The following is a 14,834-nucleotide window of genomic DNA, read 5'->3' as shown; positions in this document are numbered from 1 at the left end:
GGCGCCGGGGCTCGGGCGGGCCCGGACTCCCGTACGCGCTCACGCCAGTACGGCGTTCACCAGGTCGACGCCCATGTCACGGGTGTGCAGGACCGGGAGGCCGACGTCGGTGAACCAGTCGTCGGTGGCCTCGGGATGCGGCCCGACGACACCGACGCGGCCGCCGCCGAAGCGGGCGGTGAGCGCGGCGACCGTACCGTTCGGGTAGGTGGCCAGGACGTCGGCACCCGGGGCGTCGCCGCGCGTGAAGTACGGCCCGTCCTGGAAGTACAGGGAGCGGGGCCTGCCGCGCCAGGCCACCTCGACGATCGTGTCGCGTTCGTCGTGGACGGTGGCGTCCGGCGAGGTGATGTACTGGTCGGGGTCGCCCGGCAGCAGCGCGAACCCCGGTCCCGATCCGGCGAGATAGCCGCCCAGGCAGAAGCCCAGATACCGGCCGCCGCCCCGGACGTAGCCCCGCATCGCCTCCCGGTGCCGCTCCAGGTGCCGGTAGGCCTCGTCGAGCCCGCCGCCACCGGGCTGGGCGTACAGCAGGGCACCGTCGAGCGACGCCGCCGTCAGGGGCAGCGCCTCGTCCGGGCCGACATAGCGGACATCCATCCGCCAGGGGCCCGCGGCGAGCAGGGCCGCCACGGCCTCCGGGCAGCCGGGCAGCGCCGCGGGACCGCGGTAGACGAGGGCCGGCGGGCGCCGCCCGGTCGTCGCCGGAGGGCGGGGGTCCGCGGAGGATGCCATTGCGACCTCATCTCGTTCGCCGCCGTCCGTGCCCCGGCCGCCCTCGCCGCTCCCCCTGCCCTCGGCGCTCTCCGTCTCCTCGGCGCTCCCCGCGCTTGCGGAACCGGGGTCGGCGGGAGGCGGGTGGCGGGTCGTCGGTGAACCGGCCGGTGACACCCTGGGCGGGGATACCGCGCCAACTCGTGTCCGGCGTGAGGTGTTCGCCCTTCATGAGCAGCGACAGCGCGCCGAGCCAGACCCGCTCGCCCACCACGGCGTCGTAGAGCACGATCGACCGCGTACCGACGCTGGCGCCGTCCCGTACGGTGACCGTCGACATTTTCATGACCCGGTCCTCGAACAGGTGGGTCTGCAGCGACACGTTCATGCCGATCGCGACGTCGTCGCCGATCTCCACCAGGTCGAACTCGGTGAGGAACGTGGTACCGATCCAGGCGCGCCGGCCGATCCGGGCGCCGAACCGGCGGAGCACCAGCGGCAGGAACGGGGTGCCGACCAGGGCGCCCACACCGGCCGGCACCGCGGCGCTCTCGTAGAGACCGGTGACGAACTCGGTGCGCCTGACGTACCAGCTCCACAGCGGCTCGACCCGCGGCCGGTACGTCCCGACGACGACCCGCTTGACCAGCGCGCAGTAGCCGATCACCACGAGCGCCGCGCCCGCCACGAGGACCGGCGCCACCAGCACGGGCACGGCCGCGCCGCCGGGTGCCCGGGCCGCCACGGCGGCGAGCGCCAGCAGAAAGAGCGAGCCGCTCAGCCCGAGCACGGACGCGGGCATCGTGGCGCGGAAGAACTCGATGCCGAGCCGCCGCGCCACCGCCCCGCGGGACGGGCGGTACGTCAGCTCCTCGGGGTAGGAACCGCTGCTCTGACGTACCGGCAGATACATCGCGGGCGAGCCCAGCCACGAGCTGCCCTCGGCGACACCGTCGGCCGGCGGGACCGTGCCCACGCCGATCAGGGAGCCCGGCGCCATGCGCGTCCCGGCCGGTACGAACGCCGCGTTGCCGACGAAGGAGCGCCGGCCCACCTCGGTGGGGCCGAAGGCGACCTGTCCGGCCGCGAAGGTGGCGGCGCCGACACCGGCCATGTCCGCGACGAAGCTGCCGTCGCCGAGCGTGAGCAGGTCCGGGTCGAGGTGGGTGGCGGTGGCGACCTCGGCGCCGCTGCCCACCCGCGCGCCGAGCAGCCGCAGCCACGGCACCGTGTAGAGCGTGGCGTAGAGGGAGTTGGTGAACATGAGGCTGTTCTCCAGCAGCTTGTCCGCCACCCACTTGCGGACACCGAGCGCGCCGCGCGCCGGATGGACACCGGCCGGCACCCGGGGCAGGACCAGTCTCTTCCCCACGGCGACCACGGCGCAGACGGAGACCACGAACAGCGGACCGGAGAGCGCGACGGCGACGAGGACCCCGGTGTAGCCCCACCTCAGCAGCGCCCACCAGACGAGGGCGAGGCCGGGCAGCACCATCACGATCGCGGCGGCTTCGAGCAGCACCAGAGCGATCATTGCGGCGGCGACATGGCGCCGCCGCCAGTCCGCCGTGGTGTCTCCCGCGCGCAGCATGGTCTCCACCTCGGGTGCCAGCGCGGCGACGGGGCGCGGCGGCGACCCCGCCCAGCGTGCCCCGGCGGGCACCGCCTCGCCCTGTTCCACCACCGACTGCTCGCCGAGTCCGGCCCGCTCCCCCACGCGCGCGCCCGGTTCCAGCACCGCGTTGGACCCGACATAGGCGCCCGGGCCGATCTCGATGGGGGCGATCGTCACCCAGCCCTCCGCCACCCGCCACGGGCGCAGGGAGACGCCGTATCCGACCGACGCGCCGTCGCCGATACGGAGCAGGGCCGGCAGCTCGATCATCCGGGTGGCGACCGTGGTGCCCGCTCCGACCCGGGCGCCGAGCAGCCGCAGGTACCCGGCCATCAGGGGCGAACCGCTCAGTACCTGGAGGGCGCTTGTCCGGAGCAGCAGGTGCAGCACCCACAGTCGTACGTACGTCGCGCTCCACAGCCGGTGGTGGCCGGGGCGGATGCCCGCGGCCAGCGGGCGGGCGAGGGCGACGGGCAGGATCCAGCGGGCCACCAGATAGCCGGCCAGCGCGGCGGCCACCGGCAGTGCCGTCGCCCCGTCCGGGATCCGGCCGCCGTACCGGCCGTACACCAGGGCCACCGGCGCCATCATCACCAGCAGCAGCAGATAGGCCGCCCCGGCCTGGGCCCCTCCGGCGGCGGCGATCCGGCCCGCGCCGTGGCGGATCGGCCGGGGGCGCGGCGGTGCGGTCAGCCGGGCGGTGGTGGCCGAGGCGCGCAGGTGGGAGGCGAGGCGGCGGACGGTCGGGTGCGCGTAGAGATCACGCATGGTGGGGCTCGTGCCGATGGACCGGCCGCGCAGCAGCGACACGACCCGGGCCGCGAGCAGGGAGTGGCCTCCGAGGTCGGTGAAGAAGTCCGCCTCGACCGACAGGGCTCCGGGCTCGATGCCGAGCACCTCCGCCCAGACGTCCCGCACCTGTGTCTCCGTGGTGCCGTGGGCGGCCACCACGGGTCCGGCGCCGAGCATCCGCCGGGACGGGGCGGGCAGTTTTTCGAGGTCTGCCTTCCCGCTGGGCATGGCCGGGATGGCGTCCAGGATGTCCAGGTAGGCCGGCACCATGTAGGCGGGGAGTCTGCCGCGTACCCGCTCGTACAGCCGGGCGGCGAGGTCGTCGTCCCCGTCCTCCGTGCGGCCCGGCGCGCGGGTCACGTAGGCGGCCAGCGCGCCGTCCCCGTTCCCGGCTCCGCCGTCCGGCGCGGGGGCCCGCGTGGTGACGGCCTCGCCCACGCCGGGGTCCTCCAGCAGCACGCTGTCGATCTCGCCGAGGTCGACACGGTATCCCCGGATCTTCACCTCGGAGTCGGCGCGCCCCAGGAACTCGATCGCCCCGTCCGGGGCCGTCCTGCCGAGGTCGCCGGTGCGGTAGAGCCTGCTGCCCGCGGGGGCCAGCGGATGTTCGATGAACCGGTCCGCGGTCAGCTCGGGCCGTCCGGTGTAGCCGCGGGCGACCCCGGGGCCGCCGATGCAGATCTCGCCGACGGCTCCGTCGGGTACGGGTCGGCGCTCGCCGTCGAGGATCAGCACCGAGTAGGTCGGCAGCGGCCTGCCGATGGTGACGGGCCGCCCCGGCAGCAGCTCCGTCCAGGTCGCGGTGACGGTGGTCTCGGTCGGGCCGTACGTGTTGAGGATCCGGCGTCCCGGCCGGCTCCACCGCACGACGAGCTGCTCGGGGCAGACTTCGCCGCCGATGATGAGGGCGCGGATCCGCGGCAGGTCCCGGGGGATCGTCTTCAGCAGGGTCGGTACGCAGTAGAGGACGGTGATCCCGCGGTCCTCCAGGAAGTCGGCGAGTTCGGAGTCGAGCCGGCCGGAGTCGTCCGAGCCCGCGACCAGGACCGCCCCGACCGACCAGGTCGGCCAGATCTCCTCGATGGAGAAGTCGAAGGAGATGGTCATTCCCTGGTACACCCGGTCGTGCGGCCGGACCTCGTACACCCCGGGCACGATGCCGAGGAAGTTACAGATGCTCGACTGGGTGATCTCCACGCCCTTGGGCCGGCCGGTCGAACCGGAGGTGTACATGATGTAGGCGACGGGGTCGTGGTCGGCCGTCGCGGCATGGTTCTGGCGGGTGTCGGGAAGGGCGGCGAGTTCGGCTCCGCACGTGTCGAGTTCGATCACCCCGCACGGAAGTCCGCCCAGGACCGGCGCGAGCGACGAGTGGCTGAGCACCAGGGCGGCACCGGCGTCCCGCACGATGTACGCGACACGGTCGGGCGGGGACATCGGGTCGATCGGTACGAACGCGGCGCCCGTCTTCGCCACCCCGAGCAGCGCGACGTACGTCTCCACCGACCGCGGCAGCAGGATCGCGACCCGGGATCCGGCGCCGGCGCCGCGGGCTCGCAGATGGCGGGCGAGCCGATTGGCCCGGGCGTCGAGCTGGGCGTAGGTCAGCTCCTCAGGGCCGCACTCGACCGCCGTCGCCGACGGGGTACGGTCACACGCGGATTCGAAGAAGAGATGGAGCCGCTCACCGGCCCCGCCGGGAGGCTGTCCGTTCACACGCTCGGGCACGGTCATACGCTATGTCCCGGTTCCCTGACGGAGCGGCAGGGACACAGCCGAGAGCGGATGGCGGAACGGCTGACGGACCCTTGTCCCGCCTTCCGGCCGCCCTCCGCGCTGCCTACACTGGCGTCCTCCGGAATCCCCGTTGACCTGGGACAACGCCGTCCTGTGGCCGGTCGGGCCAGTGAGGAGCGCTCTCCTTGTTCTACTACGTCCTGAAATACGTGCTGCTCGGACCGCTGCTGCGGCTGCTGTTCCGGCCCAGGATCGAGGGGCTGGAGCACATCCCGGCCGAGGGCGCGGCGATCGTCGCCGGCAACCATCTCTCGTTCTCCGACCACTTCCTGATGCCCGCGATCATCAAACGGCGCATCACCTTTCTCGCCAAGGCGGAGTACTTCACGGGCCCCGGGGTCAAGGGACGGCTGACGGCCTTCTTCTTCCGCAGCGCGGGGCAGATCCCGGTGGACCGCTCGGGCAAGGAGGCGGGGCAGGCGGCCATCAGGGAGGGGCTGGGGGTGCTGGCCGGGGACGAGCTGCTGGGCATCTACCCGGAGGGGACCCGCTCGCACGACGGCCGGCTCTACAAGGGCAAGGTCGGGGTCGCGGTGATGGCGATCAGGGCGGGGGTGCCGGTGGTGCCGTGCGCCATGGTCGGGACCTTCGAGATCCAGCCGCCCGGGCAGGTCCTGCCGAGGATCAAGCAGGTCACGATCAGGTTCGGCGAGCCCCTCGACTTCTCGCGCTACGCCGGGCTGGAGAACCAGAAGGCGGCGGTGCGCGCGGTCACGGACGAGATCATGTACGCGATCCTCGGGCTGTCCGGGCAGGAGTACGTGGACCGGTACGCCGCCGAGGTGAAGGCGGAGCAGGCGAAGGCCGCGCCGGTCAGAACGTTCCGGCGGCCGCGTCGCTGAGAGCGCCGGTCGGCGCGGTGGGTACGGGAAGGGGGCAGCCGGTCCCGACCGGCCGCCCCCTTCACCGCGTACGCCCTACGGCTTGGGTGTGGCGTGCGGGGCGCACGTCACGTCCGCGCGGTCCAGCGCGCCCGTCAGGAGGTAGGACTTCACCCGGTCGTTGATGCACGGGTTCACCAGGTTGGTGATGCCGTGCGATCCGGCGTCGCGCTCGGTGATCAGACGCGAGCCCTTGAACCGCTTGTGCAGTTCGACGGCGCCCCCGTACGGGGTGGCGGCGTCCCGGGTGGACTGGGTGATCAGCACCGGCGGCAGCCCCTTGCCGGTCTTCACCTCGACCGGAGTCCGCTGCTTGACGCCCCAGGTGGCGCACGGCAGGTTCATCCAGGTGTTGGACCAGGTGAGGAACGGGTGGTCGCGGTGGAGCCGGGTGGTGTCCCGGTCCCACTTGCGCCAGCTCGTGGGCCACTTGGCGTCGGTGCACTCGACGGCGGTGTAGACCGCGTTGCCGTTCTCCGACTTGGCGTTGCCCACGGTGTCGGAGAGGTCGGGCGAGCCGGCGTCGATGAGCGGCTGCGGGTTCCCGGCGACGTACTCGCTCCAGAGGGTGGCGGTGGGCACCCACGAGGAGTCGTAGTACGGGGCGCTCTGGAACACACCGAGCAGCTCGGCGGGTCCGACCACACCGCCCAGCGGGCTCTTCTTGGCGGCGGCGCGCAGCGTGTCCCACTGCTTCCGCACCTTGGCCGTGGTGTCACCGATGTGGAAGGTCGCGTCGTTCGCGGCGACCCAGTCCAGCCAGTCCGTGAAGCGGGTCTCGAAGGCGACGTCCTGGTCCAGGTTGGCCTGGTACCAGATCTTCTCCTTCGACGGGTTGACCACACTGTCGACGACCATGCGGCGCACATGCGTCGGGAAGAGCGTCCCGTAGACCGCGCCGAGGTACGTACCGTAGGAGACGCCCAGGTAGTTGAGCTTCTTCTCGCCCAGAGCGGCCCGGACGACATCCAGGTCGCGTGCGGTGTTGGGGGTCGTCATGTGCGGCAGCATCCAGCCGCTGCGCTCCTTGCAGCCGTCCGCGTACTCGGCCGCCAGCTTGCGCTGGGCGCGCTTGTCGGCCTCGCTGTCCGGGACGGGGTCGGCCTTGGGCGCCTTGACGAACTCCTGCGGGTCGACGCAGGAGATGGGCGTCGAGCGGCCCACACCGCGCGGGTCGAAGCCGACGAAGTCGTACGCCTTGGCGGCGTCGGCCCAGATGGCGTTCTTGGTGACGACGCGGCGCGGGAAGGCCAGACCGGAGCCGCCGGGGCCTCCGGGGTTGTAGATCAGGGCGCCCTGGCGTTCGCTCGGGGTGCCGGTGGAGCCGATCCGGTCGACGGCGATCCTGATCTGCCGGCCGCCGGGGTGGGCGTAGTCGAGCGGGACGCTGACGTAGCCGCACCGGATGGGCTTCTCCAGCGCCCAGTCGGCCGGGCAGTCCTGCCAGTCGATGCCTTTCTTAGCGGCCCGCTCGGCGGCGATCTGCACGCCCTTGGCCGCCGGGTCGCTCTGGTTCCGGCCGTCGGCGGTCGCCGCCGGAGCCGCCATGGCGCCCGCTATGAGCGTGCCGGCCAGCAGTGTGCCTGCCGAGCCGAGCGCTGCGGTGCGTCTCACGTGGTACCTCCCCCTCTTGTCGCGCCGCCAGCGCGGCGCTGTTACGTGCGAGCTCCCCGGATCCTTTCGCCTGTGAGCTTGCCGAGAACAGGCCGGACGGGGATTTCTTTACCCAACCAATAACCGGTGAGTGGAGTTCCGCTCAGCGGTACACGGTAGCTGCGGTGTCGTGCGGCAGGCCGCCGGGCGGTCCGGCTCCGGGGCCGCCGGGCAGGCCGTCGAGCAACTCGTCCAGCGCCTCGTCGAGGAGCCGGCGCAGCAGCAGCGCGTCCGGTGCGAGGGCGGTGACGAGGGCGCCGGGACCGGCGAGCGGGGTGCGTACGGCGGTGTCGCCCAGCAGCTTCGGTGGTACCGGATGTTCCGCGAACCCGGGTGCCACGACGAGGAGTTGGCCGACCGCCCGGTGGCCGGCCAGGATCGCGGGGCCGTCCCAGCCGGCCGGTGCGCCGGGGCCGCAGGCGAGTTCCTGGTCGAGGAGCGCCCGGCCCGCGCGCCGTACCGTGAGCCGGCTGAAGAGGGTGCCGGGGTCCTCGCCGTGGCGGCCGAGTACCTGCTCCTCGCGGAGCACCAGCACGGCGGTGGGGGCCAGTTCGACCCGGGTCCGCATGCGCAGCTCGCTGCCGTACGCAGAGATGAGCTGCTCGGGCAGCCAGCGCAGCTCCGCCCCGTCCCCGACGGTCAGCCGCACGTCGTAGTGGGCGGGTCCGGGCACGGCGCCGGGCAGGGCGACGGTCGCGGCGGCGCTGTCGACGGTCAGGGTGGCGCCGTCCCGCACCTCGGCCTCGACGGTGAGCCGGTCGCCGCCGAGGGGGCCGCTCATGGCGCCGACGACGGTGACGCGGCTGCCGGGGCCGGTGGCGCGGGTACGGCGCGGCGCGAGCGGCCCCTCGCCGGTGAGTACGGGCAGTCCGGCGCGGGTGGCGACGATCCTGGCGGTGGCGCGGACGCTCATGCGGTCCAGTCGGCGAGCCGGCCGAGCACCCAGCCGGTGACGGGCCCGACGCCGTCCTCGCTCTTCAACGAGGTGAAGGCGACGGGGAGTTCGCCGCGCTGTTCCTTGGCGTCGCGGGCCATCCTGCCGAGGTCGGAGCCGACGTACGGGGCGAGGTCGGTCTTGTTGACGACCAGGAGGTCGGCGGTGGTGACGCCGGGGCCGCCCTTGCGCGGGATGTCGTCGCCGCCCGCCACGTCGATGACGAAGATCTGGGCGTCCACGAGCCCCTTGGAGAAGGTGGCGGTGAGGTTGTCGCCGCCGGATTCGATCAGGATCAGGTCGAGCGGCCCCACGGTGTCCTCCAGCTCCTCGACGGCTTCGAGGTTGGCGGAGATGTCGTCGCGGATCGCGGTGTGCGGGCAGGCGCCGGTCTCGACGGCCTGGATGCGCTCGGGCGGCAGGACGGCGTGGCGCAGGAGGAACTCGGCGTCCTCGCGGGTGTAGATGTCGTTGGTGACGACGGCGAGGGAGAGCCGGTCGCGCAGGGTGCGGCAGAGCGCGGCGACGGTCGCCGTCTTGCCGGAGCCGACGGGCCCGCCGAGGCCGATGCGCAGGGCGCGGCGCCGTCCGTCGGGGCGTACGGCGTCGGCGGAGACGGCCGCCGCCCGGTCGGTGTCGCCGTGGTCGAGGTGCATGGTGCGGCTCCGGTGGGTGAGGGGGCGGGAGTTCGGGGTGGGCGGGTCACGGGCTCACGGGTCACGGCTCATGGCTCGCGGGTCACGGGTCACGGGTCACGGGTCATGGCTCGCGGCTCGTGGCTCATGAGGCGAACAGCCGGACCGGCCAGGCCGCGTGCGCCTGCGCCATGACGTCGAGCAGCGGCCCGGAGGCGGCGGGCAGCGCGCCGGTTCCCTCGGCCGCGGCCCGTTCCGCGTGAGCCGCGGCCTGTTCGGCGATGTCGTCGAGGGCGGGCGCGAGCCGGGCGAGGACGGCGGTGGCCTCGAAGGGGTCGAGCCCGAGCAGCCGTACCACCGCGGTGGTGGGGCCGCTGACGCTCTCGTACGCCGCGCAGTGCGCCGCGTCCACGGGGGTGAGGCCGGCCGAGCGCGCGGTCAGGCCGAGCACGACGGGCTGGTGCGCGCCGCGCGGGCGGGCGGCGGCGAGCGCGTCCAGTTCCGGGCTCGGCCAGGTGGCGCGGGCGGCGCGCATGAGCTGGCGGCCGAGTCTGCGGGCGGCGGCGCGCAGGGCGGGTGCGGGCGTACGGGCGTCGGCGGCCTCGTCCAGTTCCAGGGGGTCCAGGCCCCGGGCCGCCGCGGCGGCGAGCGCCGCCGCGGTGAGCCCGGTGGTGGTGAGCCGTCCCCGGCAGAAGTCGGCCAGGTCCCCGGCGTCGCGGATCCGGCCCGCCTTGACGGCCGGTTCCGCGCCGCCGGAGTGGGCGTGGCCGCCGGCGGGGAACCGGCCGTCGGCGAGGACGAGCAGGGCGGCCCGGCTCATCGTGCGCTCCACGGCATCAGGGCGCCCATCAGAAGAGGAAGTAACGCTGGGCCAGCGGGAGTTCGGCGGCGGGCGCGGGTTCGACCGGCTCGCCGTCGATGCGTACCGTGAACGTGTCGGCGTCGACCTCCACGCGTGGCAGCGCGTCGTTCTCCCGCATGTCGGCCTTGGTGATCCGCCGGGTGCTGCGGATCGGCGCGAACTCCTTGGCCAGGCCGAGGCGTTCGGGCAGCCCGTCCTCGATCGCCGCCTCCGCGACGAAGTTGACGGAGGTGGCCGCCGCGGCCCGTCCCAGGGCCCCGAACATCGGGCGGGGCAGCACCGGTTGCGGGGTGGGGATGGAGGCGTTGGCGTCGCCCATCTGCGCGTACGCGATCTGGCCGCCCTTGATGACGAGCTGCGGCTTCACCCCGAAGAACGCCGGGTCCCAGAGCACCAGGTCGGCGAGCTTTCCGGTCTCGACGGAGCCGACGCGCCCGTCGAGGCCCTGCGCGACCGCCGGGTTGATGGTGTACTTGGCGACGTAGCGGCGGACCCGGTGATTGTCGGCGCGGCCGTCGCCGGGCAGGGCGCCGCGGCGCTTCTTCATCACGTGGGCGGTCTGCCATGTCCGCAGGACGACCTCCCCCACGCGCCCCATGGCCTGGGAGTCTGAGGAGATGATCGAGATGGCCCCGAGGTCGTGGAGGATGTCCTCGGCCGCGATGGTGGAGGGCCGGATCCGGGACTCGGCGAAGGCGAGGTCCTCGGGCACGGCCGGGTTGAGGTGGTGGCAGACCATCAGCATGTCGAGGTGTTCCTCGATGGTGTTGACGGTGTGCGGCCGGGTCGGGTTGGTGGAGCTGGGCAGGACGTGCGGCTCGGAGACGACGGTGATGATGTCGGGCGCGTGCCCGCCGCCCGCGCCCTCGGTGTGGTACGCGTGGATGGTGCGTCCGGCGATGGCGGCGAGGGTGTCGCCGACGAAGCCCGCCTCGTTGAGGGTGTCGGTGTGGATGGCGAGCTGGGCGCCGCTCTCCTCGCAGACGCCGAGGCAGGCGTCGATGACGGCGGGGGTGGCGCCCCAGTCCTCATGGATCTTGAACCCGAGCGCTCCGCCGCGCAGTTGGGCGCGCATCGCCGCGCGGGACATCGTGTTGCCCTTGCCGAGCAAGCCGATGTTGACGGGGAAGGTCTCCAGCGCCTCGAACATCCGGGCAAGGTGCCAGGCGCCCGGGGTGACGGTGGTGGCCTTGGTTCCCTCGGCGGGTCCCGTGCCGCCGCCGACGAGGGTGGTGATTCCGGACGAGAGCGCCTGGTCCACCACGGTCGGTGAGATGAAGTGGACGTGCGCGTCGATCGCCCCGGCGGTGACGATCCGCCCGTTGCCCGCGATGATCTCGGTCTCGGGGCCGATGACCAGGTCGGGGTGGACCCCGTCCATGGTGTCGGGGTTGCCGGCCTTCCCGATGCCGGTGATCAGGCCGTCCCGGATGCCGATGTCGGCCTTGACGACGCCCCAGTGGTCGATGACGACGGCGCCGGTGATCACGGTGTCGGGCGCGCCCTCCGCCCGGGTCGTACGGGCCTGGCCCATCGACTCGCGGATCACCTTGCCGCCGCCGAACACCGCCTCGTCCCCGGCGCGTCCGGGTCCGCCGCAGCGGTCCTCCTCGATCTCGACGAGCAGATCGGTGTCGGCGAGCCGGATCCGGTCGCCGGTGGTGGGGCCGAAGAGGTCGGCGTACCTGGCGCGGGACAGCTCAGTCATCGAGGGGACCTCCGGTCTCCCCGCGCAGTCCCGGCACGACGCGCAGACCGGCGAGGGGGACGAGTGCGACGGCGACGGGGATGCCGGGTTCGAAGCGGACTGCGGTGCCCGCGGCGATGTGCAGCCGCTTGCCCCGGGCGGCGGCCCGGTCGAACTCCAGGCCGGGATTGGCCTCGGCGAAGTGGTAGTGGGAGCCGACCTGGACGGGCCGGTCGGCGGTGTTGACGACGGTGAGCCGGGTGACCTCGCGCCCCTCGTTGAGGGCCACGGGCTCGTCGGCGTACAGGATCTCCCCGGGGATCATCGGCGCTCCCCCGTCAGACGATCGGGTCATGGACGGTGACGAGCTTGGTTCCGTCGGGGAACGTGGCCTCCACCTGGACGTCGTGGATCATCTCGGGGATGCCCTCCATGACGTCGCCGCGGCCGAGGACCTGACGCCCCGACGCCATCAGTTCGGCGACGGTACGGCCGTCCCTGGCGCCTTCGAGGATGTGCGAGGTGATCAGGGCGACCGCCTCGGGGTGGTTCAGCCGCAGTCCGCGCGCGCGGCGCTTGCCGGCGACGTCCGCCGCCACATGGATGAGCAGGCGCTCCTGCTCGTGCGGGGTCAGTTGCACGCTTCCACCTCATCGTCCGGGGCCCGGGGAGAGCCGGGCGCAGCGCGATCCTAGCCAACATCAACACTTTGTTGAACGACGATCGGGATGCTCCCCACCCCTGGCATCGCACCGTAGGACGGAAGTTTTTCGGGCGCGTTAACTCGCGGCCGGAAAAGCCCCTGGGCGCGCCGAACCGTATACGGCGCACCGCGCGCGCCGCGCCCCGTCCGGACTCACCGGCCGGCCCCCGGAGGCCGCCCGCCTCCTTCCGGGCGGCGGTCGGGGCGGTGCTCGGCGGCGATGCCGAACCGGCCCCGGTCGCCCGGAGCGGAGGAGAGGGGGCGGACCGACGAGACCGAGCTGATCACCCGCTCCTCCGTCTCCTCCGGCCCACTCTCCAGCCGCTCCAGGTCGGCGGCGGAGACGAGCGCGACCAGCGGCTTCCCGTGACGGGTCACGACCACGCGCTCGCCGCCGTAGACGACGCGGTTGATCAGATCGGCGAGCTCTGCCCGGGCTTGCGTCACCGGAATCTCATAGGTCATGCTCCCATTCTAACGGCCTGTACATCCTGTACATTTTTTACAGAGAGTCGTGCGGGTTCACCGTGCGGAGAAGCCCGTGCGGAGAAGCCCGCGCGGACCCCGCTACCCGCCCCTGAGGAGAGGTACGCCATGCAGCGCCCTTCGGCCCGCTACGTCCTGCCCGAGTTCACCGAGCGGACGAGTTACGGAAGCCGCACCCTCGATCCGTACTCCCGGCTCCTGGAGGACCGGATCGTCTTCCTGGGGACCGCCGTCGACGACACCGCCGCGAACGATGTGATCGCGCAGCTCATCCACCTCGAGTACGCCGCCCCCGACCGGGACATCAGCCTCTACGTCAACTCGCCGGGCGGTCCGATCAGCGCCATGTCGGCGATCTACGACACGATGCAGATCATCACCTGCGACGTGGAGACGGTCTGTCTCGGCCAGGCCGCCTCGACCGCCGCCGTACTCGTGGCGGCCGGGGCTCCCGGCAAGCGGATGGCGCTGCCCGGCGCCCGGATCGTCCTCCAGCAGCCCGCCGTCGAGGAGCCGCTGCACGGGCAGCCCTCCGATCTGCTGATCCACGCGGAGGAGTTGCTGCGGCTGCGGAGCCTGGTCACCGGGACACTGGCGCGCCACACCGGCCGGAGTACGGAACGGATCGCCGCCGACATCGACCGGGACACGATCCTCGACGCGCCCGGGGCCCGGTCGTACGGGCTGATCGACCACGTCGTCCAGAACCGCACGACCTCCACCGGCGGGCGGTGAGGGCCGGTGCTGCCACCCGAACTGCCGCCGCTGCCCGCCCTCACCCGGGCCGAGTGCGAGGTCGTCGACCACTATCTGCGGATCGTGGACCTGTTGGGCCGGATCAACCCCGCGCGCGGCACGGACACCTACGCCGCGCTGCGCGCCGCGCAGGCCCTGCCCGCCCAAGTGACCGGACTGCGGGACGCCCTGACGGTCATGCACCAGCGGGGCGAGCGGGAGCTGTACGCGACCACGCTGGCGAGGGCGTTGCGGACGCTCGACGGGGAGCGGCGGACCGGTCGGGTCACCCTCCCGCCCGAACAGCCGACTTGAGGGTGCGCGCCGTTCCCGTATGGCCGCGTCCATACGAGAAGAACTCGCACATTCGGCGTATGAACTGACCGGACGGAATCGGCGAGGCGAGTTGCGCGATCCGGCCGGGGCGTCGGCGCACGTGATCGTTACGCCGCAGGTACAGCCCTCATCGCCGCGCGCGACCCGGCGACGGAATCACCCGTCGCCACCCACATGGGCCAAGGGTGACTAACTTCACATATCGTCGTTTCAGCAGGGAATTCGAGAGGTTTCTGGGTCAAGATCCCTGGGACGACAAGCCCCCGCCAGCCCTGGCGAGGCGGTCCGGGCGGACGCCGAGTCCTGCCGCCGTTCCGGATGACGGGTCGACAGGAGTGGATCGGCAGGAGTGGAGGACCCAGGCAGTACGGGACGACGCCCGTCGTGGTCGTTCCTCGGGGTGAAGCCGTTCACGCGGCCGGGCAACTTCGCCAGCCCGAACCCGACAGGTCATCCTTCACAGGCGGCTGACGAAGGGTTGCGCATGACCGCGCAGACACATGTCCCGTCTCTGCTGTCCCGGGCGGGGGCCGTATCGGCCCTCACGCTCGCCACGGTCGCCGGCACGATGCTGGCACCTGGCGCGGCGTCAGAAGCCGAGGCCGCCACGCTCAGTGTCAGGGCTCTGAAGATCGCGGAGTCGAAGAAGGGGTCCCCGTACATGTACGGCGCCACGGGGCCGCACCGCTTCGACTGCTCGGGGCTGACGCTCTATTCGTTCAAGAAAGCCGGCAAGCAGCTCGCCCGCACGGCTCAGGCGCAGTACAACCAGACCCGGCACATCTCGTCCTCCTCGCGGCGCAAGGGCGACCTGGTGTTCTTCCATTCCGGGCGGTACGTGTACCACGTCGGGATCTACGCGGGCAACGGAAGGATCTGGCACTCGCCGAAGACAGGCTCGCTGGTCCGGCTGGAGAGGATCTGGTCCAGGAGCGTCCTGTACGGCCGGGTGAGGTGAGCATGGTCGCTGGCCGCTCCGCGCCCGCGGCGCCGCGGAGGCACGC

The 14,834-nt window shown here is 72.6% G+C and carries 14 protein-coding genes and 1 riboswitch; of the genes, 4 read left to right on the top strand and 10 right to left on the bottom strand.

Annotation, left to right across the window (positions count from 1 at the left end):
* Positions 1 to 39: 39 nt before the first annotated feature.
* Together ACFXKG_RS17465 and ACFXKG_RS17460 are read right to left on the bottom strand one after the other, a co-directional pair.
* Positions 40 to 735, bottom strand: coding sequence for a hypothetical protein (locus tag ACFXKG_RS17465; RefSeq protein ID WP_384839050.1), 696 nt, complete (start codon positions 733 to 735; stop codon positions 40 to 42).
* Between the two features lie 7 nt (positions 736 to 742).
* Positions 743 to 4,849 (bottom strand): Pls/PosA family non-ribosomal peptide synthetase, encoded by a 4,107-nt coding sequence (locus ACFXKG_RS17460; RefSeq protein WP_384839047.1) that lies wholly within the window; start codon positions 4,847 to 4,849, stop codon positions 743 to 745.
* Positions 4,850 to 5,043: 194 nt separating this feature from the next.
* On the opposite strand from ACFXKG_RS17460, the gene ACFXKG_RS17455 reads away from it, so the two are divergent.
* On the top strand, positions 5,044 to 5,760 hold the full coding sequence (locus tag ACFXKG_RS17455) for a lysophospholipid acyltransferase family protein (RefSeq protein ID WP_384839043.1): 717 nt from the start codon (positions 5,044 to 5,046) through the stop codon (positions 5,758 to 5,760).
* A gap of 75 nt (positions 5,761 to 5,835) precedes the next feature.
* On the opposite strand, the gene ACFXKG_RS17450 is transcribed toward ACFXKG_RS17455, so the two are convergent.
* From ACFXKG_RS17450 to ACFXKG_RS17415, 8 genes are all read right to left on the bottom strand, one after another.
* Entirely contained in the window at positions 5,836 to 7,347 is a 1,512-nt protein-coding gene (locus ACFXKG_RS17450) for an alpha/beta hydrolase (protein ID WP_384839296.1), read from the bottom strand.
* 208 nt (positions 7,348 to 7,555) lie between these two features.
* Positions 7,556 to 8,365, bottom strand: a complete 810-nt coding sequence (locus ACFXKG_RS17445; protein WP_384839040.1) for an urease accessory protein UreD — start codon at positions 8,363 to 8,365, stop codon at positions 7,556 to 7,558.
* On the bottom strand, positions 8,362 to 9,042 hold the full coding sequence (gene ureG / locus ACFXKG_RS17440) for an urease accessory protein UreG (protein WP_384839037.1): 681 nt from the start codon (positions 9,040 to 9,042) through the stop codon (positions 8,362 to 8,364). Before ureG ends, ACFXKG_RS17445 begins: the two co-directional genes overlap by 4 nt.
* A gap of 124 nt (positions 9,043 to 9,166) precedes the next feature.
* Complete coding sequence (locus tag ACFXKG_RS17435) at positions 9,167 to 9,841, bottom strand: urease accessory protein UreF (protein ID WP_384839034.1); 675 nt, start codon at positions 9,839 to 9,841, stop codon at positions 9,167 to 9,169.
* A gap of 28 nt (positions 9,842 to 9,869) precedes the next feature.
* Entirely contained in the window at positions 9,870 to 11,591 is a 1,722-nt protein-coding gene (locus ACFXKG_RS17430; protein WP_384839031.1) for an urease subunit alpha, read from the bottom strand.
* Positions 11,584 to 11,895, bottom strand: a complete 312-nt coding sequence (locus tag ACFXKG_RS17425) for an urease subunit beta (RefSeq protein ID WP_382894644.1) — start codon at positions 11,893 to 11,895, stop codon at positions 11,584 to 11,586. The genes ACFXKG_RS17430 and ACFXKG_RS17425 overlap by 8 nt, the downstream gene beginning before the upstream one ends.
* Positions 11,896 to 11,908: 13 nt before the next feature.
* On the bottom strand, positions 11,909 to 12,211 hold the full coding sequence (locus ACFXKG_RS17420; RefSeq protein WP_384839027.1) for an urease subunit gamma: 303 nt from the start codon (positions 12,209 to 12,211) through the stop codon (positions 11,909 to 11,911).
* 215 nt (positions 12,212 to 12,426) lie between these two features.
* On the bottom strand, positions 12,427 to 12,738 hold the full coding sequence (locus tag ACFXKG_RS17415; RefSeq protein WP_384839024.1) for a type II toxin-antitoxin system Phd/YefM family antitoxin: 312 nt from the start codon (positions 12,736 to 12,738) through the stop codon (positions 12,427 to 12,429).
* A 129-nt stretch (positions 12,739 to 12,867) separates the two neighbouring features.
* On the opposite strand from ACFXKG_RS17415, the gene ACFXKG_RS17410 reads away from it, so the two are divergent.
* From ACFXKG_RS17410 to ACFXKG_RS17400, 3 genes are all read left to right on the top strand, one after another.
* The gene (locus ACFXKG_RS17410) at positions 12,868 to 13,494 is read left to right on the top strand and encodes an ATP-dependent Clp protease proteolytic subunit (RefSeq protein ID WP_384839021.1); all 627 of its coding nucleotides are present in this window, start codon (positions 12,868 to 12,870) and stop codon (positions 13,492 to 13,494) included.
* Positions 13,495 to 13,500: 6 nt separating this feature from the next.
* Positions 13,501 to 13,809, top strand: coding sequence for a hypothetical protein (locus tag ACFXKG_RS17405; RefSeq protein ID WP_384839018.1), 309 nt, complete (start codon positions 13,501 to 13,503; stop codon positions 13,807 to 13,809).
* 305 nt (positions 13,810 to 14,114) lie between these two features.
* Positions 14,115 to 14,311, top strand: a riboswitch (cyclic di-AMP (ydaO/yuaA leader).
* A 3-nt stretch (positions 14,312 to 14,314) separates the two neighbouring features.
* On the top strand, positions 14,315 to 14,788 hold the full coding sequence (locus ACFXKG_RS17400; RefSeq protein ID WP_384839015.1) for a C40 family peptidase: 474 nt from the start codon (positions 14,315 to 14,317) through the stop codon (positions 14,786 to 14,788).
* Positions 14,789 to 14,834 lie beyond the last annotated feature (46 nt).

Origin of the sequence: Streptomyces sp. NPDC059255, from assembly GCF_042752355.1 — a bacterium.
In the GTDB taxonomy this organism is placed as follows: domain Bacteria; phylum Actinomycetota; class Actinomycetes; order Streptomycetales; family Streptomycetaceae; genus Streptomyces.
The sequence above is the reverse complement of the archived record's forward strand: the minus strand, read 5'-3'. Positions and strand labels throughout refer to the sequence as shown.

Excerpts from the sequence above, each read along its gene's own strand:
- ACFXKG_RS17465 (WP_384839050.1), bottom strand. The coding sequence starts at position 735 with ATGGCATCCTCCGCGGACCCCCGCCCTCCGGCGACGACCGGGCGGCGC.
- ACFXKG_RS17450 (WP_384839296.1), bottom strand. The coding sequence starts at position 7,347 with ATGGCGGCTCCGGCGGCGACCGCCGACGGCCGGAACCAGAGCGACCCG.
- ACFXKG_RS17445 (WP_384839040.1), bottom strand. The coding sequence starts at position 8,365 with ATGAGCGTCCGCGCCACCGCCAGGATCGTCGCCACCCGCGCCGGACTG.
- ureG (WP_384839037.1), bottom strand. The coding sequence starts at position 9,042 with ATGCACCTCGACCACGGCGACACCGACCGGGCGGCGGCCGTCTCCGCC.
- ACFXKG_RS17435 (WP_384839034.1), bottom strand. The coding sequence starts at position 9,841 with ATGAGCCGGGCCGCCCTGCTCGTCCTCGCCGACGGCCGGTTCCCCGCC.
- ACFXKG_RS17430 (WP_384839031.1), bottom strand. The coding sequence starts at position 11,591 with ATGACTGAGCTGTCCCGCGCCAGGTACGCCGACCTCTTCGGCCCCACC.
- ACFXKG_RS17425 (WP_382894644.1), bottom strand. The coding sequence starts at position 11,895 with ATGATCCCCGGGGAGATCCTGTACGCCGACGAGCCCGTGGCCCTCAAC.
- ACFXKG_RS17415 (WP_384839024.1), bottom strand. The coding sequence starts at position 12,738 with ATGACCTATGAGATTCCGGTGACGCAAGCCCGGGCAGAGCTCGCCGAT.
- ACFXKG_RS17410 (WP_384839021.1), top strand. The coding sequence starts at position 12,868 with ATGCAGCGCCCTTCGGCCCGCTACGTCCTGCCCGAGTTCACCGAGCGG.
- ACFXKG_RS17400 (WP_384839015.1), top strand. The coding sequence starts at position 14,315 with ATGACCGCGCAGACACATGTCCCGTCTCTGCTGTCCCGGGCGGGGGCC.